The 19,899-nt window shown below is 55.0% G+C and carries 20 protein-coding genes; 9 read left to right on the top strand and 11 right to left on the bottom strand.

Annotation, left to right across the window (positions count from 1 at the left end):
- Positions 1-22: 22 nt before the first annotated feature.
- Positions 23-196: a DUF1328 domain-containing protein gene (locus VN12_RS13230; protein WP_146677283.1), complete on the top strand. Its 174-nt coding sequence runs from the start codon at positions 23-25 to the stop codon at positions 194-196.
- Here VN12_RS13230 and VN12_RS13225 read toward each other — a convergent pair.
- Together VN12_RS13225 and VN12_RS13220 are read right to left on the bottom strand one after the other, a co-directional pair.
- Positions 162-563: a response regulator gene (locus VN12_RS13225; RefSeq protein ID WP_146677282.1), complete on the bottom strand. Its 402-nt coding sequence runs from the start codon at positions 561-563 to the stop codon at positions 162-164. The genes VN12_RS13230 and VN12_RS13225 overlap by 35 nt on opposite strands.
- A complete protein-coding gene (locus VN12_RS13220) occupies positions 560-2,392 on the bottom strand; it encodes an AI-2E family transporter (RefSeq protein WP_146677281.1) in 1,833 nt (610 codons plus the stop codon). Before VN12_RS13220 ends, VN12_RS13225 begins: the two co-directional genes overlap by 4 nt.
- Before the next feature lie 307 nt (positions 2,393-2,699).
- Here VN12_RS13220 and VN12_RS13215 point away from each other — a divergent pair, with 307 nt between their 5' ends.
- From VN12_RS13215 to VN12_RS13195, 5 genes are all read left to right on the top strand, one after another.
- Positions 2,700-4,517 carry an alpha-amylase family glycosyl hydrolase gene (locus VN12_RS13215; RefSeq protein WP_205855032.1) on the top strand — a complete coding sequence of 606 codons (1,818 nt, stop codon included), beginning with the start codon at positions 2,700-2,702 and terminating at the stop codon, positions 4,515-4,517.
- A 195-nt stretch (positions 4,518-4,712) separates the two neighbouring features.
- A complete protein-coding gene (locus VN12_RS13210) occupies positions 4,713-5,102 on the top strand; it encodes a CsbD family protein (protein ID WP_146677280.1) in 390 nt (129 codons plus the stop codon).
- 14 nt (positions 5,103-5,116) lie between these two features.
- A complete protein-coding gene (locus tag VN12_RS13205) occupies positions 5,117-5,584 on the top strand; it encodes a hypothetical protein (protein WP_146677279.1) in 468 nt (155 codons plus the stop codon).
- Between the two features lie 135 nt (positions 5,585-5,719).
- A complete protein-coding gene (locus VN12_RS13200) occupies positions 5,720-6,151 on the top strand; it encodes a phage holin family protein (protein WP_146677278.1) in 432 nt (143 codons plus the stop codon).
- A 10-nt stretch (positions 6,152-6,161) separates the two neighbouring features.
- Positions 6,162-6,383: a hypothetical protein gene (locus VN12_RS13195; protein ID WP_146677277.1), complete on the top strand. Its 222-nt coding sequence runs from the start codon at positions 6,162-6,164 to the stop codon at positions 6,381-6,383.
- On the opposite strand, the gene VN12_RS13190 is transcribed toward VN12_RS13195, so the two are convergent.
- The 5 genes from VN12_RS13190 to VN12_RS13170 all read right to left on the bottom strand — a co-directional run bounded on the left by VN12_RS13190 (position 6,370) and on the right by VN12_RS13170 (position 11,046).
- Positions 6,370-7,245: an ArsI/CadI family heavy metal resistance metalloenzyme gene (locus VN12_RS13190; protein ID WP_146677276.1), complete on the bottom strand. Its 876-nt coding sequence runs from the start codon at positions 7,243-7,245 to the stop codon at positions 6,370-6,372. The genes VN12_RS13195 and VN12_RS13190 overlap by 14 nt on opposite strands.
- Complete coding sequence (locus VN12_RS13185) at positions 7,242-8,501, bottom strand: MFS transporter (protein WP_168164388.1); 1,260 nt, start codon at positions 8,499-8,501, stop codon at positions 7,242-7,244. The genes VN12_RS13190 and VN12_RS13185 overlap by 4 nt, the downstream gene beginning before the upstream one ends.
- The gene (locus VN12_RS13180; protein ID WP_146677274.1) at positions 8,476-9,276 is read right to left on the bottom strand and encodes a phytanoyl-CoA dioxygenase family protein; all 801 of its coding nucleotides are present in this window, start codon (positions 9,274-9,276) and stop codon (positions 8,476-8,478) included. Before VN12_RS13180 ends, VN12_RS13185 begins: the two co-directional genes overlap by 26 nt.
- A complete protein-coding gene (locus VN12_RS13175; RefSeq protein ID WP_146679914.1) occupies positions 9,266-10,315 on the bottom strand; it encodes a DUF1559 domain-containing protein in 1,050 nt (349 codons plus the stop codon). The genes VN12_RS13180 and VN12_RS13175 overlap by 11 nt, the downstream gene beginning before the upstream one ends.
- Before the next feature lie 104 nt (positions 10,316-10,419).
- A complete protein-coding gene (locus VN12_RS13170; RefSeq protein ID WP_146677273.1) occupies positions 10,420-11,046 on the bottom strand; it encodes an ECF-type sigma factor in 627 nt (208 codons plus the stop codon).
- A 379-nt stretch (positions 11,047-11,425) separates the two neighbouring features.
- Here VN12_RS13170 and VN12_RS13165 point away from each other — a divergent pair, with 379 nt between their 5' ends.
- Positions 11,426-14,650 (top strand): serine/threonine-protein kinase, encoded by a 3,225-nt coding sequence (locus tag VN12_RS13165; RefSeq protein WP_146677272.1) that lies wholly within the window; start codon positions 11,426-11,428, stop codon positions 14,648-14,650.
- Positions 14,651-14,659: 9 nt separating this feature from the next.
- Positions 14,660-14,854 (top strand): hypothetical protein, encoded by a 195-nt coding sequence (locus VN12_RS13160; protein ID WP_146677271.1) that lies wholly within the window; start codon positions 14,660-14,662, stop codon positions 14,852-14,854.
- Positions 14,855-14,865: 11 nt separating this feature from the next.
- Here VN12_RS13160 and mnmA read toward each other — a convergent pair whose 3' ends face one another.
- The 4 genes from mnmA to VN12_RS13140 form a co-directional block, all read right to left on the bottom strand.
- Entirely contained in the window at positions 14,866-16,002 is a 1,137-nt protein-coding gene (mnmA, locus tag VN12_RS13155) for a tRNA 2-thiouridine(34) synthase MnmA (RefSeq protein WP_146677270.1), read from the bottom strand.
- On the bottom strand, positions 16,002-16,697 hold the full coding sequence (locus tag VN12_RS13150) for an HAD family hydrolase (protein WP_146677269.1): 696 nt from the start codon (positions 16,695-16,697) through the stop codon (positions 16,002-16,004). Before VN12_RS13150 ends, mnmA begins: the two co-directional genes overlap by 1 nt.
- Before the next feature lie 230 nt (positions 16,698-16,927).
- Positions 16,928-17,770, bottom strand: coding sequence for a YmdB family metallophosphoesterase (locus VN12_RS13145; protein ID WP_146677268.1), 843 nt, complete (start codon positions 17,768-17,770; stop codon positions 16,928-16,930).
- A 2-nt stretch (positions 17,771-17,772) separates the two neighbouring features.
- Positions 17,773-18,663, bottom strand: coding sequence for a class I SAM-dependent methyltransferase (locus VN12_RS13140; RefSeq protein WP_146677267.1), 891 nt, complete (start codon positions 18,661-18,663; stop codon positions 17,773-17,775).
- A 43-nt stretch (positions 18,664-18,706) separates the two neighbouring features.
- Between VN12_RS13140 and VN12_RS13135 the strand changes: the two genes are divergently transcribed.
- On the top strand, positions 18,707-19,858 hold the full coding sequence (locus VN12_RS13135; RefSeq protein WP_146677266.1) for a glycosyltransferase: 1,152 nt from the start codon (positions 18,707-18,709) through the stop codon (positions 19,856-19,858).
- Positions 19,859-19,899: the final 41 nt, after the last annotated feature.

The following is a 19,899-nucleotide window of genomic DNA, read 5'->3' as shown; positions in this document are numbered from 1 at the left end:
TGTCATCTCGGAGGTTATCGTCATGCTTTCTTGGGCACTCACCTTTTTTATTCTTGCCTTGATCGCGGGCTTGTTCGGATTCGGCGGAATCGCCGCAGGTGCTGCTGGCATTGCTCAAATCCTCTTCGTCCTCTTCTTGGTCATGTTTGTGGTCAGCTTGATTATGAAGGTTGTTCGCGGGAAATCTCCAATGTAGGGGCTGGGGCGAGCAGCTCCGCCAAAATGGCTCGGAGCTCCTCGGTTTGCATAGGTTTCTCTAAGAACCGATCGCAGCCCGCGCTCAATGCCCGCTCTTGATCACCGGGCAATGGATGAGCCGTACATATCAGGATGGGAAGATCTTTGTGCACGGGGTGGGAGCGAAGCAATTCGGTGGCTTCGCACCCGTCAACCTCGGGCATATTCATATCCAAAATGATCAGATCGACCGGTTGAGCGTCCAAGGTTTCGACCAATCCCTCGGCGCTATCCCGAGAAAAGACTTCAAAACCCATATCGATCAGCTTTCTCGATACGATCCGTTCCGCATCTCGGCGATCGTCGATCACCATTACGGTTGTCATGCTTCACCTCCCTGAGAGTAATTCTTGAGCTTTCGACGTGTTTGCGAGAACGAAGTGAGGAGCGCCGTGGCACCCGCTTGTCGGAGCGCGACCAACAAGTCGTCGAAACGTCGCAATTTGCCCGGGCGCAAGACAAAGATCTCTTTTTCGTATCCACCGCGGCGCAAGGTGCGAATCCAAAACATGGTTTGCCTTATCCCGCCAGGGGGTAACGATAATAGTAACACCGCGCTGGGATTGAGCTGAAGTATCTCTTGTGCGAACAGTTCCGGCATCTCTCCCAAGCTATCTACCTTCCACAGCAAATCTGGCTCCATTTGACTGAACTTCTCCAAGAGAATCGTCTCGGTCGCCGCGCGAGCCCCGATCGCCGCGATGGTCTGGTGCCGATGCTCTCCTTCATCCGCGCGAAAGAGGCTCGCCAAGGGTTCCTCCGCGAGAACCGCCTTCAATCGCTCGGTCAATTCGCTCGAAGAGGGACGTTCCCCTGCCGGTTGCCGTTGTATTCGCTTCGATACCGGAACCAGAATCTCATCGAGCCATTCGACATCGCTTTTCTTTTTGGATTCTTCGACTAGGAATTCCTTCAATTTGTGGTCGTCGCCCGAAAGGAGTCTTTGATACGCGCGAAGCGAGGGGGAGACTTGCTCCTCGTCGCTGAGCAATGTGACAAAGAACTTGAGTCTCGGGATATACCTCCCGAGAACAACCAAACAAACCGTCAGCGGGGTCGCCAGCAGAAGACCGACCGCCCCCCAAAGCCATCCCCAAAAAACCGCCGCGGTGATGACGGCGATCGCTGACACTCCTGTTCGCGAACCATACAACCAAGGCTCCAAGACGTTGTTGTAGGTCAACTCGAGCACCACAATCATCGCCAACACGGCCATAAAAACCGTGTAACCAGGGAAGAGAGCGATCGATACCAACAGGGGTAGTCCAGCCCCGATCAAAGGACCGACGTAAGGCAAAAACCGGACGAGACCCGCCATTACCCCCAAAAACAGAACGTTGGGGAATCCACGCTGTGGGTCCATGACAAGCCCGACTACCCACAATCCCACTCCAAAGATCACACCATACGAGGAGTTCAGCAGGAATTGAGCCGTGATGTATCGACTGATTCGCTCCGACGCTTCGGCAATCGCCTCCGTCGTGACCACATAGTTGCCACGGCTGACCACCGCAACAAAACGATCTCGTAGGTCATCTCGATTGACTAGCAGGAAAATGGCGAACACGGCGACCAAGCCTGCGGTCCCGATCGGACCGAATACATTCGCGAGATTCCCTAGTAGACTTTGCCAAGGAACCTCCGGACCCTCCGACGACTTGCTGGCCTCCTCATCCCCGCGCTCCTTGGCTTTCGGTTCCTCGGACTCCGAAGTCTCTTCTCCTTTTTCACCGTTCCGACCAGACACTCGTTCCTTTTTCGGTTTCGCCAACACCTGCTCGAGCTGCTTGCCAATGTCTTGGACGGCGGATTGAACCGATTCGACCTTCTTCTCCACTTCCCCCTTGTATTTCGGAAAATCGGCTGCGAATTGAGCCATGCTCGAACCCAACACCACCAGTCCCAGAATTAGCAAGGTAAAAAGGCCCGCCGCGGTCACGAAGACCGCCGACAGGTTGGACAATCCTCTCTTTTGAATCCAATTCACCACGGGGGACAGCAGAAACGCCAACAACAGGCTCAGCGCGATCGGTATCAACACATCGCGCCCAGCGTACAGCAGAAAGACCACCAAAACCGCCGTCCCTAAATCGGCCGCGAATTTCACCGAACGCATGGTGGAAGCGGACAACGTTCGGGACGAAGAATGGGTCATAGTGCAATACCAATGGGAAGGCGATCAGCCAAATCGATTGCTGGCAAATCAACCAGCTCGAGCGGATAACAAGGCAAACGGTGTTCCAGGTTTTAAAACCCCTCCCCCCTCCCGACCACCTGATCGATGATCGATCACTTTGTTAGGAGATCGATCTGCTTGGCCGCGAGTTTCCATTTGGTCCGCGGGTTGCTTTCTCATCTTCCAACCACGAATCCGCGAGGCGTTGCCTCGATGTCCTCGCCTGGCGCGTCGCCGTTGCGAAGGGAGTGTCGTGTAGAAGTTCAGGAACAGGAGTCGATCCAACGTGAAGAATTCAGTCGCAGAAGCTACCACCGGGTTGGGATGCCATCGCGCAGACAAGGGCTATCGATTCGCGGTTTGGGCCCCGCATGCCGAACAGGTTTCGGTCATCGGGGATTTCAATACCTGGAACGCCGATGCCCACCCGTGCCAGATGGAAGAATCTGGAGTTTGGTCGGTGGAGATTCCGGAAGCGATGGTAGGGCAGGGATACAAGTTCGCGATTCGAAGGGGTAAGGAGCGATTCGATCGCATCGACCCGCGAGCGAAAGAGGTCTCGAACTCGGTCGGACACTCGTGCATCGTGGAAGATGACTTCGACTGGGAGGGGACCGAATTCACGATGCCCCACTGGAATGAGATGGTCGTTTACGAGTTGCACATCGGGACCTTCCATACTTCGGAGGGGCAAGTCGGGACATTTGATACCGCCATCGAGAAGCTCCCCTTCTTGAAGGAGCTTGGAATCAACGCGATCGAACTGATGCCCCTCGCTGAGTTCGCCGGCGATATTTCGTGGGGCTATAACCCGGCCCATCCGTTTGCGGTCGAGTCGGCTTATGGCGGAGTGAACGGCTTAAAGCGATTCATTCGCGAAGCGCACAAACAAGGAATCGCCGTCATCATCGATGTGGTCTACAACCACTTTGGTCCCTCGGATCTCGATCTATGGCGATTCGATGGTTGGAGCGAGAACGACAAGGGCGGTATCTATTTCTATAACGACTGGCGTTCCGCGACGCCTTGGGGCGACACCCGGCCCGACTATGGACGACAAGAGGTCCGTCAATACATCTTCGACAATGCCATGATGTGGCTGGAGGAGTTTCGAGCGGATGGTCTTCGCTACGACATGACGCTTTATATCCGGGCGGCCGATCATGACCAAAACAATACCAATGAAGATGGGTATTCCCTTCTGCAGTGGATCAACACAGAAGTGGCGAATCGATTCCCTGGCAAAATCACCATCGCGGAGGATTTGCAAAACAACCCCAGGCTCACCGAGTCGGCCGAACATGGAGGAGGGAATTTCGACGCGCAGTGGGACGCTGCTTTCGTCCATCCCGTCCGCGACGCGATCACGGCCGGAGAGGACTCTCTCCGTTCTCTCCAGGCGATATGCGATGCAGTTTTGCACAAGTACAACCATGATGTCTTTGAACGGGTGATCTATACCGAATCGCACGATGAAGTCGCGAATGGTAAACAGCGTGTTGTTTCGGAAATCGATCCCAGTGAAACTCCCAACCGGTATGCGGTGAAGCAGTCGACGCTGGGAGCTTGCTTGATGATGACAGCGCCCGGAATCCCCATGCTCTTTCAGGGTCAAGAGTTCTTGGTCGATGAGTGGTTTCGGGATACGGTTCCTCTCGATTGGTCCCGCGCCGAACAGTACGACGCCATCGTCCGCATGTACCGCGATCTGATCGTATTGCGGACCAATCGTTCGCAACTCACGGCAGGTTTGACCGGTCAAAAAGTTCAGATCTTGCATTGCAACGACGACGAGAAAGTCATCGCGTTCCATCGCTCCAAAGAGGGGGGTCCGCACGATGATGTGGTGGTGGTCCTGAAATTCTCCGATCAAGCGACCAGAGACTATCGCATCGGGTTCCCCGTACCAGGCCATTGGAAATTGGTTTTCAATGGCGATGCCGAGGTCTATGGCGAGCATCAAGACGGAACACAAGCCGACGGGATCCAAACCGAATCGATCGAGTACGATCAACAAGGCCAATCGGCCAATGTCCACTTGGGTGCATACTCTTGTTTAATCTATGCCTTGGAATCGGCCAGCACGGAGGACGTTCCCGCCTAAGTCCTAGGAGTGCTCCCAGGCCGATCATCAACCACCTTGGTTGGCGACGGAGCATCAAAAGCGGAATTTTCCCTGCAATTCCGCGTTGGCACGCCGAATGCTTAACCTTGAGATCAGAAATAGAAACGCCTTGCTAGGAATCGTCCGAGCAATGGGGCGTTCACACAGGACACGAGATAGCTGAAGGAGAACACAATGGTTGCTCAAGAAACTCTTGCTGGAAACTGGCACAAAGTCGTTGGCGCGATCAAGGAAAAGTTTGGTCAAATCACGGGCGACGATTTGACCCGCGTTCAGGGAAATGTCGACCAGTTGATCGGACTGATTGAACGCAAGACCGGTCAAACCCGAGAGCAGATCGAAGCGTTTTTGACCGACTGCTGCGATCAAGCAGGATCGGCCTATCGCAAGGCCTCTCATATGATCGACGAAGGGATCAACCGGGTTAGCGAACAAGCCGACCATGGGTACCAAGTAGCCAAGGACACCGTTTCGAAGCGGCCTATGGAATCGATCGCGATCGTTGCCGGATTGGGCTTGCTCGCCGGGATTGCCATTGGCGTTTCGATGGCGTCTCGCAAGTAGGTGGAACCCTCGCCATGCACCATTCTGACGAACCGACGGGAATCCAACAGCGCATGGAGCGCCTGCGCGCGCAGAGTCGGACACACGCGTCCGACGTCGTTCGCCAATCGCAGCGCATGTTGGACTGGAAAGAGCATCTTCGATCCGCACCCGTAACAACGTTCGTGGTCGGTGCATTAGCGGGTTTCACCCTGTTATACCGTAGATCTGGTTCGGCGGTCGCAACCCGGGTTTTACCTATTCATTCCAGTTCAGTTCCCGCTTCCCCTCCACCGGTAGCTAGCTCGAGCCATTCGGTTCGTTCGTTGGCACTATCGATGGCGACATCCTTTTTGCTGACGACGGGAAAGCGAGCTCTGTTGCGTGGACTTCAAACCTACCTTGCCCAATCCCATCATGGCCATCAATCGAATCAACGTGACAGTCAACGGGGCTCCAACCCGGAACGGTACCCTTCCTCCCTGCGAACGCCGGATAACTAAGCCGATGGCCGTTCGTCGAGCGGAATCTCCGTCGACGGCAACCCTCGCCGAGTGGATTCGCCGTTATCCGGCGTCGACGCTGGTAAGCGGCTTTCTGGTTGGAGGAATCGTCGGCTGGTTAGTGTCGAGGCGAAAATGAGCAGCACCTATCAACGAGCACCATCACCCCTATCCGGGCTGGTCCGGTCATCCGCCCAGCTAGCCGGGGACCTTTTGGAGATGGGCGAACTGCACTGGGAGCTTGCTCGAGAAGACTCCAAAGAGGCTTTCCGTCGATCGCTAACACCGATGGCACTGATCGCATTGGGGATGGCAGGATCCATAGCGGGCTTGCCCCTATTGGGTATGGCCCTTGCCTCGGTACTGATGGAACAAGCCGGTTGGAGCCCTTGGGCCGCCTACTTACTATCGGGCGCCGGAATGATGGTTTTATCGATGGTCCTCGCCGGAATCGGCGCTCGTGGACTTCGAGGTTCACTCCGATCTTTTTCCAGGTCCACTCACGAATTATCCAGGAATCTCGCGTGGCTCAAATCACTTGCGAGAGAAACGTCTACTTCAGAATAGAGGAACAACTATGTCGAATACATCCGTTTCCAAAGGGGAACAATCCCGATCTCAATCCCGTCCGAACCCTCCACGGTCCGACTCCAACAATGAGGAATCAGGCGATTTCGAGGCCATGGTTGGATCGATCGGCGACTCGATCAAAGAGTACGGGGGAAAACACCCTGCGGTGGTTGGCTTTAGTATTTTCCTCGCTGGATTTTACTTGGGCTGGAAGATTAAGCCTTGGTAATCGGCTTGAAGGCTTCTAGATGCGTCTCGCGCATCGTGACACCATCGCATTGAAAGCAAGGTGGATCGTCATACTTGAGCAATCGAATCCCTTCGAGTTTGCTCCCGGCGATCCACCCGACGACATCGTCTTTCGCGGGTACGAAACGAACCGGTGCACCTTTGCCCGGCAGCTCCGGCGCAGGATGCTCGCGATCACCGGAAAGGATGCGGATCAAAAGCCGTCCTCCAGGCTTCAGCATCCGAATCGCTTCCTCTAACAATCGATCCTTCTCTTCCTTCCCGAGCGGGACATTGAGACTCCCGCGCAACCGAACTTCGTCGGTGCTGTTCTCGCACGCTTCGGACCGAAGTGGTATGGGAGTCCCTAGCATGTGTTCCCACACGGTCGCTTCCTCCGGAAGGGTCGAGCTGGTCATCACCTCCAGAGATTGTCCAGCCCCGCGATGGTCGAGTTCATCCTCATCGAGCGTGTAGAACTCCCAGAGCGTTCCATCTGGATCTTGCACCCAAAACTTGGTCTGTCGCGCATAGCAGCATTCGACTCCTTCTTCGCGCTGCGAGCGGATACCGGCTCGTTCTAATCGCTCTTGCACGCTGACCAGTTGACGCGCATCTGGCAGGCGGATTCCTAAATGGTTGAGTGTTCCACCTCCACACCGACCGTTCGGTTCCAAGGACACGACCAATGGGGGATGATCCGGTTCAAACTTCGCATAGTCGTCGCGGCGTTTGTCTGGCTGCCGATCGAAAAGGATGCTGTAGAAACGGATGGACTTCTCCAAATCGGAAACATTGAGAGAGATGTGAAATCGGGCGACTTTGGTTTCGACAATGGGCAATGCCCCAGTCAGCAAGCTCATTTCGGTTCAGCCTCATCAAATTGGGGAATCGGTGTTAACCAAGCGGCGATCGCCAGAACAAACATAACCGCCGCAAGTATCTGAAAAACAATCGTATAGGAAGAGGTCCACTGTTTGGAAAAAGAAAACACCAGAGGGCCCGATGCGGATGCCAATACGGTCAGCATCTGCGCCATTCCCTGAATCTTTCCCAGCTCCCTCTGTCCAAACAGCTTCGCCCAAGTGGCGAAGAACAGCAATGCCACGGCCCCGGATGCAATTCCAATCGCAGATCCATACAAGAACGCATGCCAGGTGTGCGTCGCCCAGGGGAGACCGACAAGGGAGAGGGACGTTACCAAAAGGGAAATGGCAAGAAGCTTCGAGAGCGAAACATAGTTGACCAGCCAACCGAACAGAAACTTCGAGGCGACGGCGATGATGCTGATCCAAGTGAGGACTTGGAAGTAGATCTTCTCGTCGAAGCCCCGCTCTCGGAAGATATCCACGTTGAAAAGCGCCACTCCGCTGTAGATCATTCCCCACAATGCGATCGTGCAACTAAACATCCAAAACGCGGGAGTCTGCAAAGCCATCCTCAAACTCGCTCCTCGTAGTGGCGACGACGGTCCTTCGATGGCGTCTCGATGTTTGTCTGCCCCTAGAAGAAGAGAGCTCAACGATAGGACCAATAGAGAGATCCCCACGCAGGACCAGACCGATCTCCAAGGAAGCTCGTACTGGGTGAGCGCGATCCCGACCCCTTGGATCAGCAGCAAGTGGAATGGCATCGCGAGCACCGCGTAGAGGGCCATCGCCATCCCCAAATGCTTCTTGGAAAAAGATCGCGCGACGATACTCAAACTCACGACGGACAAAGCGCTCTGACCCAAGCCTCTCGAGAGTAGGATGCCAATAAAAAGTGCTTGCCAGGATTCGACGGTGGCCATCCACATCACGGCGAGTCCGAGGAGGATCATGTTAAGTGTCAAAACCGTACGACGATCGACGCGATCGAGAAGCCATCCGATGGGTAAGCAAAAAGATGCACCCAGTATTGTCCCCCAGAAATTCAGCGATGCAAAGAAGACTCGCCCTGCCGGATCGTCGAGTTGGAAATCCTGAAGAAGTGGTTCGGTTACCATTCCCAACCCGTGGGTTCGACCTGGGTACGTTGCCGTCATCGCCATCGCACCGATGACAATTGGCAGCCATCCCCACGTCAACCATTCGAACTGCAGTGGTAGCTTGCTACTGGAAATAGAGTCGGTCTTCATGTCCGGTGGGGATTCTGGAGCGGATCCAGGAGTGGAATTCTTGGTAGTGTTTGGGGTACTGCTGGCCGCCATCGGAACGAGCGTTGTAGCTGATGAAATAACCGCGTCGTGATGTGTCGCTCGTGTTGGCGGAAGAACGATGGGGCACCATGCAACCAAATATTGCGATATCTCCTGGATCCAAAACCAATGAGACCGGTTCGCACTCCATCTGCTCTTCGGAAAGCACATGATGTTTTCCGTCCATCGGTGATAAGGTCCCGTTCAAGTGCCCTCGTGGATATACCTCGGTTGCACCGCTTTTCTCGGTGAAAGGATCGATCGCCACCAACACGGTGAGGAAGGTGGTGGGAAATCCGGGCCATGCAATCCAGTCTTGGTGAAGAGATGCACCTAGTGCACCGGGCGGTTTGTAGATCAACTTGTCTTTGAAAAGTTCGGCAGGCTCACCATAGAGATCGAAAAGAACCGAGAGCAGTCGATCGTCCATGGTCAAACTCTTGGCCACCGGCGACAAATCAGCGATAGGATCGAGAACCTCGAGAAGATTCGCGCCAGTCGCATGATGAGGCTTGAACCGAACACGCATATTGCGAGGATCGAGAATTGCCCGATTTTCGACCAGGACACGATCGACGTCTTTTCCTAATTCTTCGATCTTCTCCGGTGCAAAGAATTGTTTTAAGGTCAGGTACCCCTCTTCGTGATACTGTCGAATTGCAGCCTCGTTCAAAATACGATGGGAGTCGTGGTGAAGGGTCTCGTTAGTTGTCACTCTGGATCACCTCACCTCCGCTGCGAGTCGCGAGCGATTGCCAGACCGCCAGTTCGATCGAATCGCTGACCATTCGAACACTTCCATCGCAGTAGGATGCATTGACGCCGCTGGTGTGGCGACTGCGGGCCGTCGAAAGACCATGAGCGGAGCTGCGGGTGAGAGGATCGGATCCTGTGAAGTTCGCCACGCAGTCGGCGTTGTTTCGATCGTTTGGGGAATAGAAATGGTTGTAGCTGGTGCAACGAGGTTCCCCTGCGACCCAGGTATACATGCGGCGTTGGTTGAAGTTCACTCGGAGGCTCGATTGGCAGTTAGCCACGGATGTCTCGGCCCCTGGATTTACGTACATGGTTTGGGGACGCAGTTCCGATCGATTGCTCAGCACGGTCGATTCGGGGCCTTCCCCGAGGATCCGTTCGGAGGCAGCGATGGTGTTGCTCGAGCCATCGTGGATGTCGGTGATTCGAGTCCGAGACTGGGCGTAGAATGTTCCGTCGGCGTCCCACGGTGAGCCGAGCCAACCGGTGCGCCCTCGCGTCGTGCCTGTTCCCATGCAGAACGAGTAGTTCGTTGGGGCCAAATCACCGACGATGCCGTATACATCCCGGCAAACCGCTTCCCCTTTATCGGAAGGGCAAAGGAAGCTGGGAACACGTGTTTGAACCGCTAGCGGGGATTGGATTCCATAGGGTGGGACGAGTTGGTACATCGTCTGTCGCAAATCGATCGCGTTGTAGACGTTGGACTGTTCGAGATAGGGGGTGAGGAGGGCCAAAGTCCCCCAAAGATCGAAGTAGCCTGGAGCCCCGCCAATCGATTGCGCTCGATAAGCCGCCGGGAGAACCTTCATGGCCGCTTCGTGGTTGTGGGAGGCCAAGCTCAATTGCTTCAGATTGTTCTGGCACTGCATGCGCCTCGCTGCTTCGCGAGCCGCTTGAACGGCTGGTAGGAGGAGTCCGACCAGGATCCCGATGATGGCGATGACGACGAGGAGCTCCACCAACGTAAAGCCTCGCCAAGGTTGCTTTGCCCGCATATCGATCCCCCATGCTTCAAAATAAACAATCAAACGAACGTTTGATCATTGGAGCATTATGCGGTTTGGGTAGGAGAATGCAAGCGGGGTGGAAACGGGATCTACTAGTCTCGATCAATGGTTTCGTACAATGCGGACCATCGCTGCTCGATGAGTTCCGACTTGCGCTCCACCGTTCTCGGCACGATCCCCAATTTGTCGGCTATCTCTCTATTGCTGAGTCCTTCGAGCTTGAGCTTGGCGACCTCTTTGGCGATCGGGTCTTTGATTTGGCGGATCATCCCTTGCCAGCAATCTACGATCTCAAGGATCTGGAAATCGGACTCGGAATCCTCCGAGAGAAAGGAATCCAGATCGTGATCGATGGTTTCGAGGGCATCCTCTAAAGTCCCGGTGAAAGGGACATGATGACTGAGGTTTTTCCTGGATCGCCATCGATCGATCACCATGCGATGGGTGATGAAGATCATCAAATACCAAAGGTCATTTCGATTCTGAAGATCGGGAAAATGGCCCTTTTCTACCTTCTGGCACACCGATGTGAGGACTTGGATGGCGATATCTTCCCCATCTTCGTAGATCGGTTTTCCCCGCCGGATGCGAGCTTCCGAAAGCTTTCTCAACCGCCCAAAGTATCTTTCGACCAGCTTGCGGATTGCATCGGGATCCCCCATTCGCATCGCTGAAATCCACCGCGTCACGGAACCTTGCCCGCCTTCGGAATGATTCATACGAGGGATTTCTATGCAACGCGTGGAGGGAAGTGGATGCCTTGGCCAGGGTACGCCAAGTAGAATGAATGGGTTGGGCAACGGGCTAGAAGTTTAGTTGGATGCTGGATGCGATTCAATACGACTGGGCGGAGGTCGACATCCCCTGCGGCAATCCAGCTGGATCGCGAAGTGCCCATGATAGGAGGCCCTCCCAATGAGGACACGATTTTTCCACCCTGCTCCCAAACCGTAGCGAAGCCTTGTTTCACGACACGAAATTCGACTCTTTTTCATAATAAAAATGCGTGGTCGGAATTAAGGATTTCTTTGGTTTTTATGGTTGCATGACCCGTTTTCCGTCTCTATTCTCCGGTGCGACGTGTCGTTCAAAGGGCCAATGATAAACTCCATACTGAATCGACTTGACTGCTCCATTTCGGACCTTCGTGCTCTCGATTACCTCGAGCAGCGCGAGCGGATCTGCGATGCATTTGAGGCGGACTTCCGATTTGGGTCACGACCCCACCCGCAGGAATTCGCCTCGCTCGGATCGCCCGAGTATTCGATGAGGATTCTTCGCGAGCTGATCCTGATCGAGCAGGAGTGGTTGGAACAGACCGAACGCATCGATCGTCCTTCGGATGTCCCTCCCCAGCCCGGGGAACTCCGAGAAACCGTACGTTCGAACGCCCCTTATCCGTCAGCCCCGGATGAGACTTGGACGGACAAAGAAGGTGATCGGACCGCAGAGTCCGCTCGACAACGCAATCAAAATCCCGAAGAGGCCGTTGGTGACGCATCCCGCCTCCCTCCTCATTTTGATCGCTATTTGGTTCTACGATTATTGGGGAAAGGAAGTCACGGGTTTGTCTTCGAGGCGGAAGACGTCGCCATCCGCCGCCGGGTAGCCCTCAAGCTCCCGATCGACTTCCTCCACACGCCCGGGGGATACTCCCAACGCGCCATCGCCGTCTCGTATGCTCGGGAGGCTGCGAAGGCTAGTTTGGTATCCCACCCCAATATCGTAAGAATCTTTGACGTGGGGGAATGGCAAGGGATTCCTTACCTCGTTTCGGAGTTGGTTCGCGGAAGACTGCTTTCCGAGCTCCCTTCCGAAGTGTTGCCCGACGATGCTTCCGTCGTACGACTCTTTCTGGATTTGCTCCAAGGCGTTCGCGCGGCCCACCAAGCCAATGTCATCCACCGCGATCTCAAGCCTTCCAACGTCATGGTCGAAGCCCGAAGCCTCGAACCTGACCTCCTCGCTTCCGACGATGAAACCCCATCGGACGAGGCCGCCCCGTCGCTGAATCCCTTCGACTCGAACGAGTACAAGGTTCGCATTCTCGATTTCGGCGTCGCCAAATCGTTTCATTCCACAACCTCGGCAACCCTCGATGGTCAGTGGATCGGTACGCCTCATTACATGAGCCCCGAGCAAGCCTCTGGGATATCCTCCCTAGTCGATGTTCGCTCGGATATCTTCAGCATCGGTGTCATGCTCTTCGAAAGACTGACCGGGAAGCTCCCATTCGATGGGGATCCCATCACGGTCGCGTCGTTGATCCGAGACCAACAAGCTCCTTGGGCGCGGTCGATTCGTCCCGATCTTCCACCCCCGCTCGAAACCATCATCGCGCGCTGCTTGGCGAGAAATCCAGCCGATCGCTATCGTTCCGTAGACGAGTTGTCTCACGACCTCTCCTCTTGGTTGATGGGGGAACCGATCTCTCTGGTTCCATCAGTTCCCTTCCATCCTTCGCAGGTTCCGATCCATCGCGGTCGACAGGGCCTGGTCCAGATTTCCATCGCAACCCTATCCCTGGCCCTCGTAGGCGGGGTCATCTACGGGATCTTCTCCTGGACACGAAACGATAATGGTAGCGATGTTCAACCTCTCGCTAATCTCTCGAGCACCGAAACGGGTTTGTCCGGCAAGGCCTTACCGACGATGGAATCGTCACTTCGCGATTGGTTTGTGTCTTCGGACCCGAAACACTTGAAGTCTTGGTACCAATCCTACGCGAGCAGCCCATCCTTTGCGAAACAGCAGCTCGAACCGTTCCTGGCATCGTCTCCGTCCACCGCGACTGAGCCTTGGAAGGTTCAGTTTATCCAATCGATTCTTTCCCCAGACGAATCTAAATCGAACTCCGTCGACCTTTCGAACTTCGCCTCGAAGAATTTTCACCAAGCGTTGACGCGGGGAAGCGAAAATGACTGGATTTTTCTGCTGGAACGAGCCGACCCTCGCCTTGCCGATACCCTCTTTGAAAGCCTCTCGGAAAGCTCGAGTGGAACCCATCGCGCTCGGTTAATTCGACTCCTCTCGCTTTGGCACCAATCGAGTCAATACGAAGCACGGATCCTTCGTTTGCTTCAATCCGTCGGGACAAGCGAACTGCTCGACGTGTTCGATGCGATACGAAACCATCCTGAACGATTCGATGCACCGATCCAAAAGGAGATGGAACCGTTTCGGGCGGCTTTGCCGCGAGCCGAAGCACTTCCAGAAGAGCTGAATCCAAAATGGTGTGGCAGGCTTTCCTTGGCTGCATGTATTCTCAACGATTGGGAATGGGTCGATGAAGTCCTTGGATTCTGCAACGACATACGCCCTCGCACCTATTTCCTATGTTCGTTTCCCTACTCGGGTATCGAACTCGAAACGATTGTCGACCGATATCGAAACGCAGTCGATGATTGGCGCTCGACCGCTATGCTTACCTGCATGGCATACACCCCGAAACAAGATATCGATACCCAAACCTTCGAGCTGCTCGTCGCTCAATTGGCCGACATCTACGGTCATCACCCCTCAGCCGGTGCGCACGAATTGAGCCGTGAGATCTTGATTCGGTGGGGATATCGTTCGAAAGTTGATTGGCTCAATCAATCACCGTGGCTCGAAGAAATCGTCGACTCCAGGAACTGGTACCACACCGAACATGGTTTACGCATGGCGATCATTCGCGCCCCTCGTGTCTTTTGGTACGGATGTTCGTCGGAGGATCGCTATTCCCACGACGATCCTTTGACCCTCAAAGTCTTAGACCACACGATGGCTTTTAGCTCGGAGGCGATCTCCACTCACCTCTATTCGAATGTTCGCCCCGAACTCGGAATCCGCTTCGACGAGGGTAGCGCACACGAGCCCTATCTGTCAGCCAAATTCGATGATATGAAACAATTCTGCCGGCGATTGAGCGCGTTAGAAGGGATCGACGACCCGGCTTCCGAGTACCGCTTGCCGACATTGTCGGAATGGGAATGCTTGGCCCGAAGCAGCACAATCTGTGAATCCTGGTATGGCGGCTACGAGGAATGGTTCGCGGACTCAGCAGACATTTTGAAACACTTTACGCCAACGGGGAGGGTGATGAACGCTAGGCTGAGTCCTTGTGAACTTGTCGGTACGACCAGTATCGAACACAGGGCCTATCCCAACGAAGAGGAAGCCAAGAGGTTCGAGGTCCTACTGTACACCAAGGGTGGATACCACTCCATCCGAAAGGGCCCTGTGCCTGATCATATCAACTCTTTCACCACAAACAGAATTCTACTTGAAACTGCGTTTCGCGTTGTGCGAACGCTGGATACTCCCCCTCTCCAAACGGACTAAGAACCTTTCATGAGCCAAGAGGCAAACGACGATAACGACGACAACGCCTCTTCGTCCTACGAATGCGTTTTTGAATGCAATGGATCCGTGTGGGTGCTTATCAGCGGTAATCCTCCCCCAGGCTACACCTGCCAACCACCTTCGGGAAATTGCTCTCCGAGTGCGTTAGGCCAACGAGTCGCCTATCCACCCATTCTCGAGTAACCCTTCGCGGTTCACCGTTGTGTCGATTGAATCCAACCGCAGCCTAGCGCTCGGCTACCTCGAAAAACCGCTGCGAGTTGCCCCGGTGAGACTCCAAAGGTTGGATCGTGAAACCGTACTTCGAAACTCCCATCGCTATGTCGCTGGACCATGGCTGGTTGCGGTTCGGAGTTGTATCGAATCTGCACCTCAGCCTCGAACGGAATCGCCCTGGGGAGATCTTCCGTCAACCAGTTGCTATCGATCGCCACTAACGACGTCCTTCCCAACGACTCGTGCGGTCCGATCACCACTTGTCGCTTCTCCGCATCGATCGAAGTCACAAAATATGGGGATCCCATCGCGACGCCGATCCCCTTTCGCTGCCCGATGGTAAAGCCCTCAATGCCCGCATGCGTCCCGACGACGCGTCCATTTTCGGTGACGATTTCTCCCGGCTCGGAAATTCCTGTCTTGTCCCTAATGAACTGAGCGTGCTGGCCGCTCGTCACGAAACAAATCTCTTGGCTGTCTTTCTTGTCGGCGACCCGTAAACCTACCTTGGCCGCCATCTCTCGTATTTCCGGTTTGTGATAGATACCGACGGGCAGGAGCATCCGCGACAAGTTCTCCTTAGGAATCCCGGTTAGCACATAAGCCTGGTCTTTATCGTTGTCCAATCCGCGGTGCAATTCCCACTCACCCGTTTCCCCTTGCACCATTCTGGCGTAATGCCCAGTCGCTACGTACTGCGCTTCCGCGGCATCGGCGTAATCGAACAGCCGCCCGAACTTGATCCAGTTGTTGCATTGCACGCACGGGTTGGGAGTCCTCCCATGCTGATATTCATCGATGAAGTAATCGACGATCCGTTTGAAATCCTCTTCCAAATCCAAGGCGTAGAAAGGGATTCCCAAGCGGTCGGCCACGCGCCTCGCATCGGCCGCGTCGCTGGCGGAACAACACCCTTGCTTGTGGTCCAACCGTCCCTGCAGGATCGGTAACAGCGGGTTTGGCTTTCCCGCTTCCAATTCGCACGCCTCGCTCGACTTTTCGCCGTGTCGCATGAACACGCCAATCACTTCAAAGCCTTGCTCCAATAGCAAACTCGCAGCGACACTCGAGTCGACCCCTCCGCTCATGGCCAACACTACTCGCTTGGCATTCATCACGCTTCCACTATCCTTTTTTCAAACAACCTTCGTATTCGTTCATCTCGCAACGTATCGGCGATCCATCGCGCTCCGTCGAACGGGCCGTGTTGGGTATGCGCGTTGGGTACCGATACCACGTAAGCTCCCGCGGAAACCCCCGCTCGCGTCCCGGTGGGACTATCCTCCAAAACCAACATCGATCCCGCGTCGACTCCCATTCGCCTGGCCGCCTCCTCATAGATGTCCGGATGGGGTTTGCCTCTCGGGACATCGGCTGCCGTCAACACAAAGTCAAATCGATCGAAAATGCCGACTTGCGTCAACGCCCTCGTCGCGAAACTTCGCGTCGAACTGGTGGCTACACACCTTGGAAGCCTCTGGCATTCGACATGGTCGAGCAATTCCTCCAAACCCGGCATCAAAGCCAACCGCGTCGGCAAAAGTTCTTCGAAGATCTCATCCGTTTCCCGCTGCAGTGCTTGCCATGTCTCCTGCAATCCCTCCGCCGCAATCAACACACCAAAGGCTTGGGGAGCGGGAAGACCAATCATCCGCTGCCGCACTTCCTCCCGATACATTCTTCCCCGTCGCGCCATGAGGATCTCCCCCACTTCGCCGTACAAGTCCTCCGTGTTGAGCAACAACCCATCCATGTCGAATGCGATCGCCTCTATTTTCGTGGATAAGTTGTCGATTGCCTGTTTCCCCATGTCTCTCGTATTTCCAAGTACCAACACCGCGAATTTCGATGTTCAAAGCTCGCGATTTCATCAACGTCTCTACCTTCTTTTTCTTTCGCTCCATCGACAGGTTGTCCACACAAGCGATTCGGGATCCCACCCAGCCTTTTGCTAGAGAAGGTTATCCAAGTCCTGGGTTGTGAACAAATCCTCGTCCCTTACTACTAATACAACATATGTTTAAATCTATATAGATAGACCTAAGAGCCTTCTAAATCCGAGGAACGCAAAACGAGTCGACCGATCGCGATCGCTTTCCCTGTCGAAGGATCGCAATCGACCCATGTTCCTGAGAGTCGCACATCCTCGGTCGCGACATGGAACGAGTTGGGATCAAAGGTCAGGGTCGTATTCAGAACCGGGGTGATGGATCGCCCCAGGATGCTCTCATACGGGCCCGTCATGCCGACATCGCACTGGAACGCCGTTCCACCCGGCAGGATGGACTCGTCGGCCGTAGGGACGTGCGTATGGGTCCCTAGGACGGCGGTCACTCGACCGTCGAGATACCGAGCGATGATTTGCTTGTCACTGGTTGCCTCGCCATGAAAGTCGACGAGGCGAATGCGGCAATCCTCGGGCATCCTTTCCAAAACGCGATCGGCCGCCAAGAAAGGACAATCGACCGGACGCATGAAGACGCGACCTAATAGACTGACGATCCCGATCGAGAACCCCAGTGAGGTCTGGATTGTGCAGAACTCCTGGCCCGGAGCACCGGGAGGGAAATTCGCCGGTTTGACGATGTTGCCCGCCGTGGTGAGAACGGTCGCGATCTCGCGCTTCTTGTAAATGTGATCGCCCAAGGTGATGGCATCGACACCGGCCTCCACCAATTTCTTGTACTGATTGACGGTAAGGCCAGCGCCGTCCGCAGCGTTTTCCGCATTGGCGACAATCGAGTCGATGTGGCCAACGCTCCGGAGCCATGGGACGGACTGGCATACGATCGAGACACCTGGTTTCCCGACGATGTCCCCGATGAGGATCAAACGATGAAGGTTCGAAGGTTTTGCGGGGAGTTGCGATAGTTTCAAGTGCATGTTTATCGAGGCTTGCGAGCGTAGACTTCGATCAAAGGTCCCAAGTGCAAACGAGATTCCCAGTAGTAAACGGACGATTTGATCCACTTGCCACAGGGCAATCGGCTGGCAAAGGATCGATTTCGACGAGGGGTTGAGGATTGTTCGATCGTCAACCCCATCGTCTCGAGCAATTGAGTGAGAGACGAGAGCGTGAAGAAGTGAAGATGGGTCGATGGGACGGAGTTGGATGGCCTCGGTTGACGAAGAAAGAGCTGGCGGACCCGATCAAACAGATCGCCGAACTCGTAGGGAACTTCGATAACCAGAACGCCGCCGGGCTTCAAAGCATCGATGAGTTGTTGAACGCGGAGCTTGGGCTCGCGGAGATGCTCTAAAACATGGCTGAGATGAATGCAGTCGTACGAGTTATCAGGAAGTCGTATCGATTCCAAGCTTTCGATGAGGATGGGAATGCCAAAGGTCTCCTTGGCAAAGGAAGCGCATTCGGGGCTCGCCTCGATGCCTTGAACCTCCCAACCCAACCGTTTGGCTTCCGCGAGAAAGAAACCCCGCGACGCCCCGACATCGAGCATTCTTCCCAGTTGGGGGAGCAATCGATGGAGAGCGTCGAAACGAGGGGCGAGTTGCTCCGAGACATGGGGGCCGCTGATGGCAAACGCTTCTCCCGCGGAGTCATACGACTCCGCATAGTCCGCGGAATCGTATATTTTTTGAATGGCCTTTTCATCCGGAAGCGGGAGCAACATTCCTTGACCGCACCGAGCGCAGCGATGCACGAACGCATCGGGAAAACGAGACCGAATGACGCCAGTGGTCGCGGCATCGGGGTTCCATCGATTGGACTCGCATACGAAGCACGCTGGATGAACTTTGGAGTAGGATGAAGACATCTTCCCAGTTTAGCTACGTGTCGCGGGAGTCGCGGAGTCGATCTTGTCCAGCCAAAGCGCATTTTCGGAAAAACCGCTACCCGACCGTATCGAATTGGTCATTCATGGACTTGCGGGAGGTGGCTCGGAGCGGCAGATGGCCTGCTTGGCAAACCATCTGGTGAAGAAGTCGGATGTCCGACTGGTTACCCTGTCTTCGGCATCGGAGGACCGATACCAGTTGGATGATCGGATCGAACGCCGAGGACTGGGATTGGTCTCGACGACCGGAGGTTGGTGGCGAGGTCCACTGGGAAACTGGCAGCGCATCCGAGCCTTGTATGAAGATGGACGCGATTGGGGGCCGAAGGCAATCGTCTCGTTCTGTGACTCCACCAACATCCTCGCGCTGGCGGCCTGGGCCAGCAGCGTCCCTGTTATCATTTCTGAACGGAGCGATCCGCGGAAGCAGAAGCTTTCGTTCCTATGGGAGGTATTCCGCAGGATCCAATATCCGCGGGCGTCGCAGTGCGTCGTGCAGTCGGACGATTTGAAGGAATACTACCAACGCACACTCTTTCGCAAATCGCCCGAGAAGGTCGTCACCATCCCCTCCGCGATCGAAGCGCCGTTGTTTGACGAGAAGGACTGGATCGAGAATCACTCCAGGCGAAATCGTTTCACCTGCCTCTACATGGGCCGATTCTCTCGCGAAAAGAGAATCGATCGAATTCTGCATGCTTGGTCCCAACTCGCGGCGCACCATCCGGATTGGAGACTCAAGTTGGTCGGCGAAGGTCCTGAGAAATCGCGACTGCAGTCGCTGGCGGACGCGAGCATCCCACCTCAATCGATTCAATGGGAATCTTGGACCACCGACGCTTGGAAGGAGTGGCAACAAGCGGATCTGTTCGTCCTGACCAGCGACTACGAAGGGTTCCCGCAGAGCGTTCTCGAAGGAATGACCGCAGGATTGCCAAGCGTCGTGATGAACTGCTCACCAGCGATCGAGTCGCTGTATCGAGATTCTCGCGCAGGACTATTGGTGGATAGCGAAACAGAGTTCGTGTCCGGCTTGAAACGAATGCTCTCATCCGCCGAAGAGCGCCGTGACATGGGATGGGAAGCGCACCAGATCGCGAGGCCTTACCAATGGCAAAACGTTGCACCGATGTGGGAGCAAGTCATCGCGGGTCCCGAGACCAGAGGAAGATAGACCTCGTTCGCGGACATTTCGTCCCCCCTATCTAGCGTAGA

This window comes from Pirellula sp. SH-Sr6A, from assembly GCF_001610875.1.
Classification (GTDB): Bacteria; Planctomycetota; Planctomycetia; order Pirellulales; family Pirellulaceae; genus JBKCUI01.
This window is presented reverse-complemented; position numbering and strand designations above follow the sequence as displayed.

Excerpts from the sequence above, each read along its gene's own strand:
- VN12_RS13230 (WP_146677283.1), top strand. The coding sequence starts at position 23 with ATGCTTTCTTGGGCACTCACCTTTTTTATTCTTGCCTTGATCGCGGGC.
- VN12_RS13225 (WP_146677282.1), bottom strand. The coding sequence starts at position 563 with ATGACAACCGTAATGGTGATCGACGATCGCCGAGATGCGGAACGGATC.
- VN12_RS13220 (WP_146677281.1), bottom strand. The coding sequence starts at position 2,392 with ATGACCCATTCTTCGTCCCGAACGTTGTCCGCTTCCACCATGCGTTCG.
- VN12_RS13210 (WP_146677280.1), top strand. The coding sequence starts at position 4,713 with ATGGTTGCTCAAGAAACTCTTGCTGGAAACTGGCACAAAGTCGTTGGC.
- VN12_RS13205 (WP_146677279.1), top strand. The coding sequence starts at position 5,117 with ATGCACCATTCTGACGAACCGACGGGAATCCAACAGCGCATGGAGCGC.
- VN12_RS13200 (WP_146677278.1), top strand. The coding sequence starts at position 5,720 with ATGAGCAGCACCTATCAACGAGCACCATCACCCCTATCCGGGCTGGTC.
- VN12_RS13195 (WP_146677277.1), top strand. The coding sequence starts at position 6,162 with ATGTCGAATACATCCGTTTCCAAAGGGGAACAATCCCGATCTCAATCC.
- VN12_RS13190 (WP_146677276.1), bottom strand. The coding sequence starts at position 7,245 with ATGAGCTTGCTGACTGGGGCATTGCCCATTGTCGAAACCAAAGTCGCC.
- VN12_RS13185 (WP_168164388.1), bottom strand. The coding sequence starts at position 8,501 with ATGAAGACCGACTCTATTTCCAGTAGCAAGCTACCACTGCAGTTCGAA.
- VN12_RS13175 (WP_146679914.1), bottom strand. The coding sequence starts at position 10,315 with ATGCGGGCAAAGCAACCTTGGCGAGGCTTTACGTTGGTGGAGCTCCTC.
- VN12_RS13170 (WP_146677273.1), bottom strand. The coding sequence starts at position 11,046 with ATGAATCATTCCGAAGGCGGGCAAGGTTCCGTGACGCGGTGGATTTCA.
- VN12_RS13165 (WP_146677272.1), top strand. The coding sequence starts at position 11,426 with ATGATAAACTCCATACTGAATCGACTTGACTGCTCCATTTCGGACCTT.
- VN12_RS13160 (WP_146677271.1), top strand. The coding sequence starts at position 14,660 with ATGAGCCAAGAGGCAAACGACGATAACGACGACAACGCCTCTTCGTCC.
- mnmA (WP_146677270.1), bottom strand. The coding sequence starts at position 16,002 with ATGAATGCCAAGCGAGTAGTGTTGGCCATGAGCGGAGGGGTCGACTCG.
- VN12_RS13150 (WP_146677269.1), bottom strand. The coding sequence starts at position 16,697 with ATGGGGAAACAGGCAATCGACAACTTATCCACGAAAATAGAGGCGATC.
- VN12_RS13145 (WP_146677268.1), bottom strand. The coding sequence starts at position 17,770 with ATGCACTTGAAACTATCGCAACTCCCCGCAAAACCTTCGAACCTTCAT.
- VN12_RS13140 (WP_146677267.1), bottom strand. The coding sequence starts at position 18,663 with ATGTCTTCATCCTACTCCAAAGTTCATCCAGCGTGCTTCGTATGCGAG.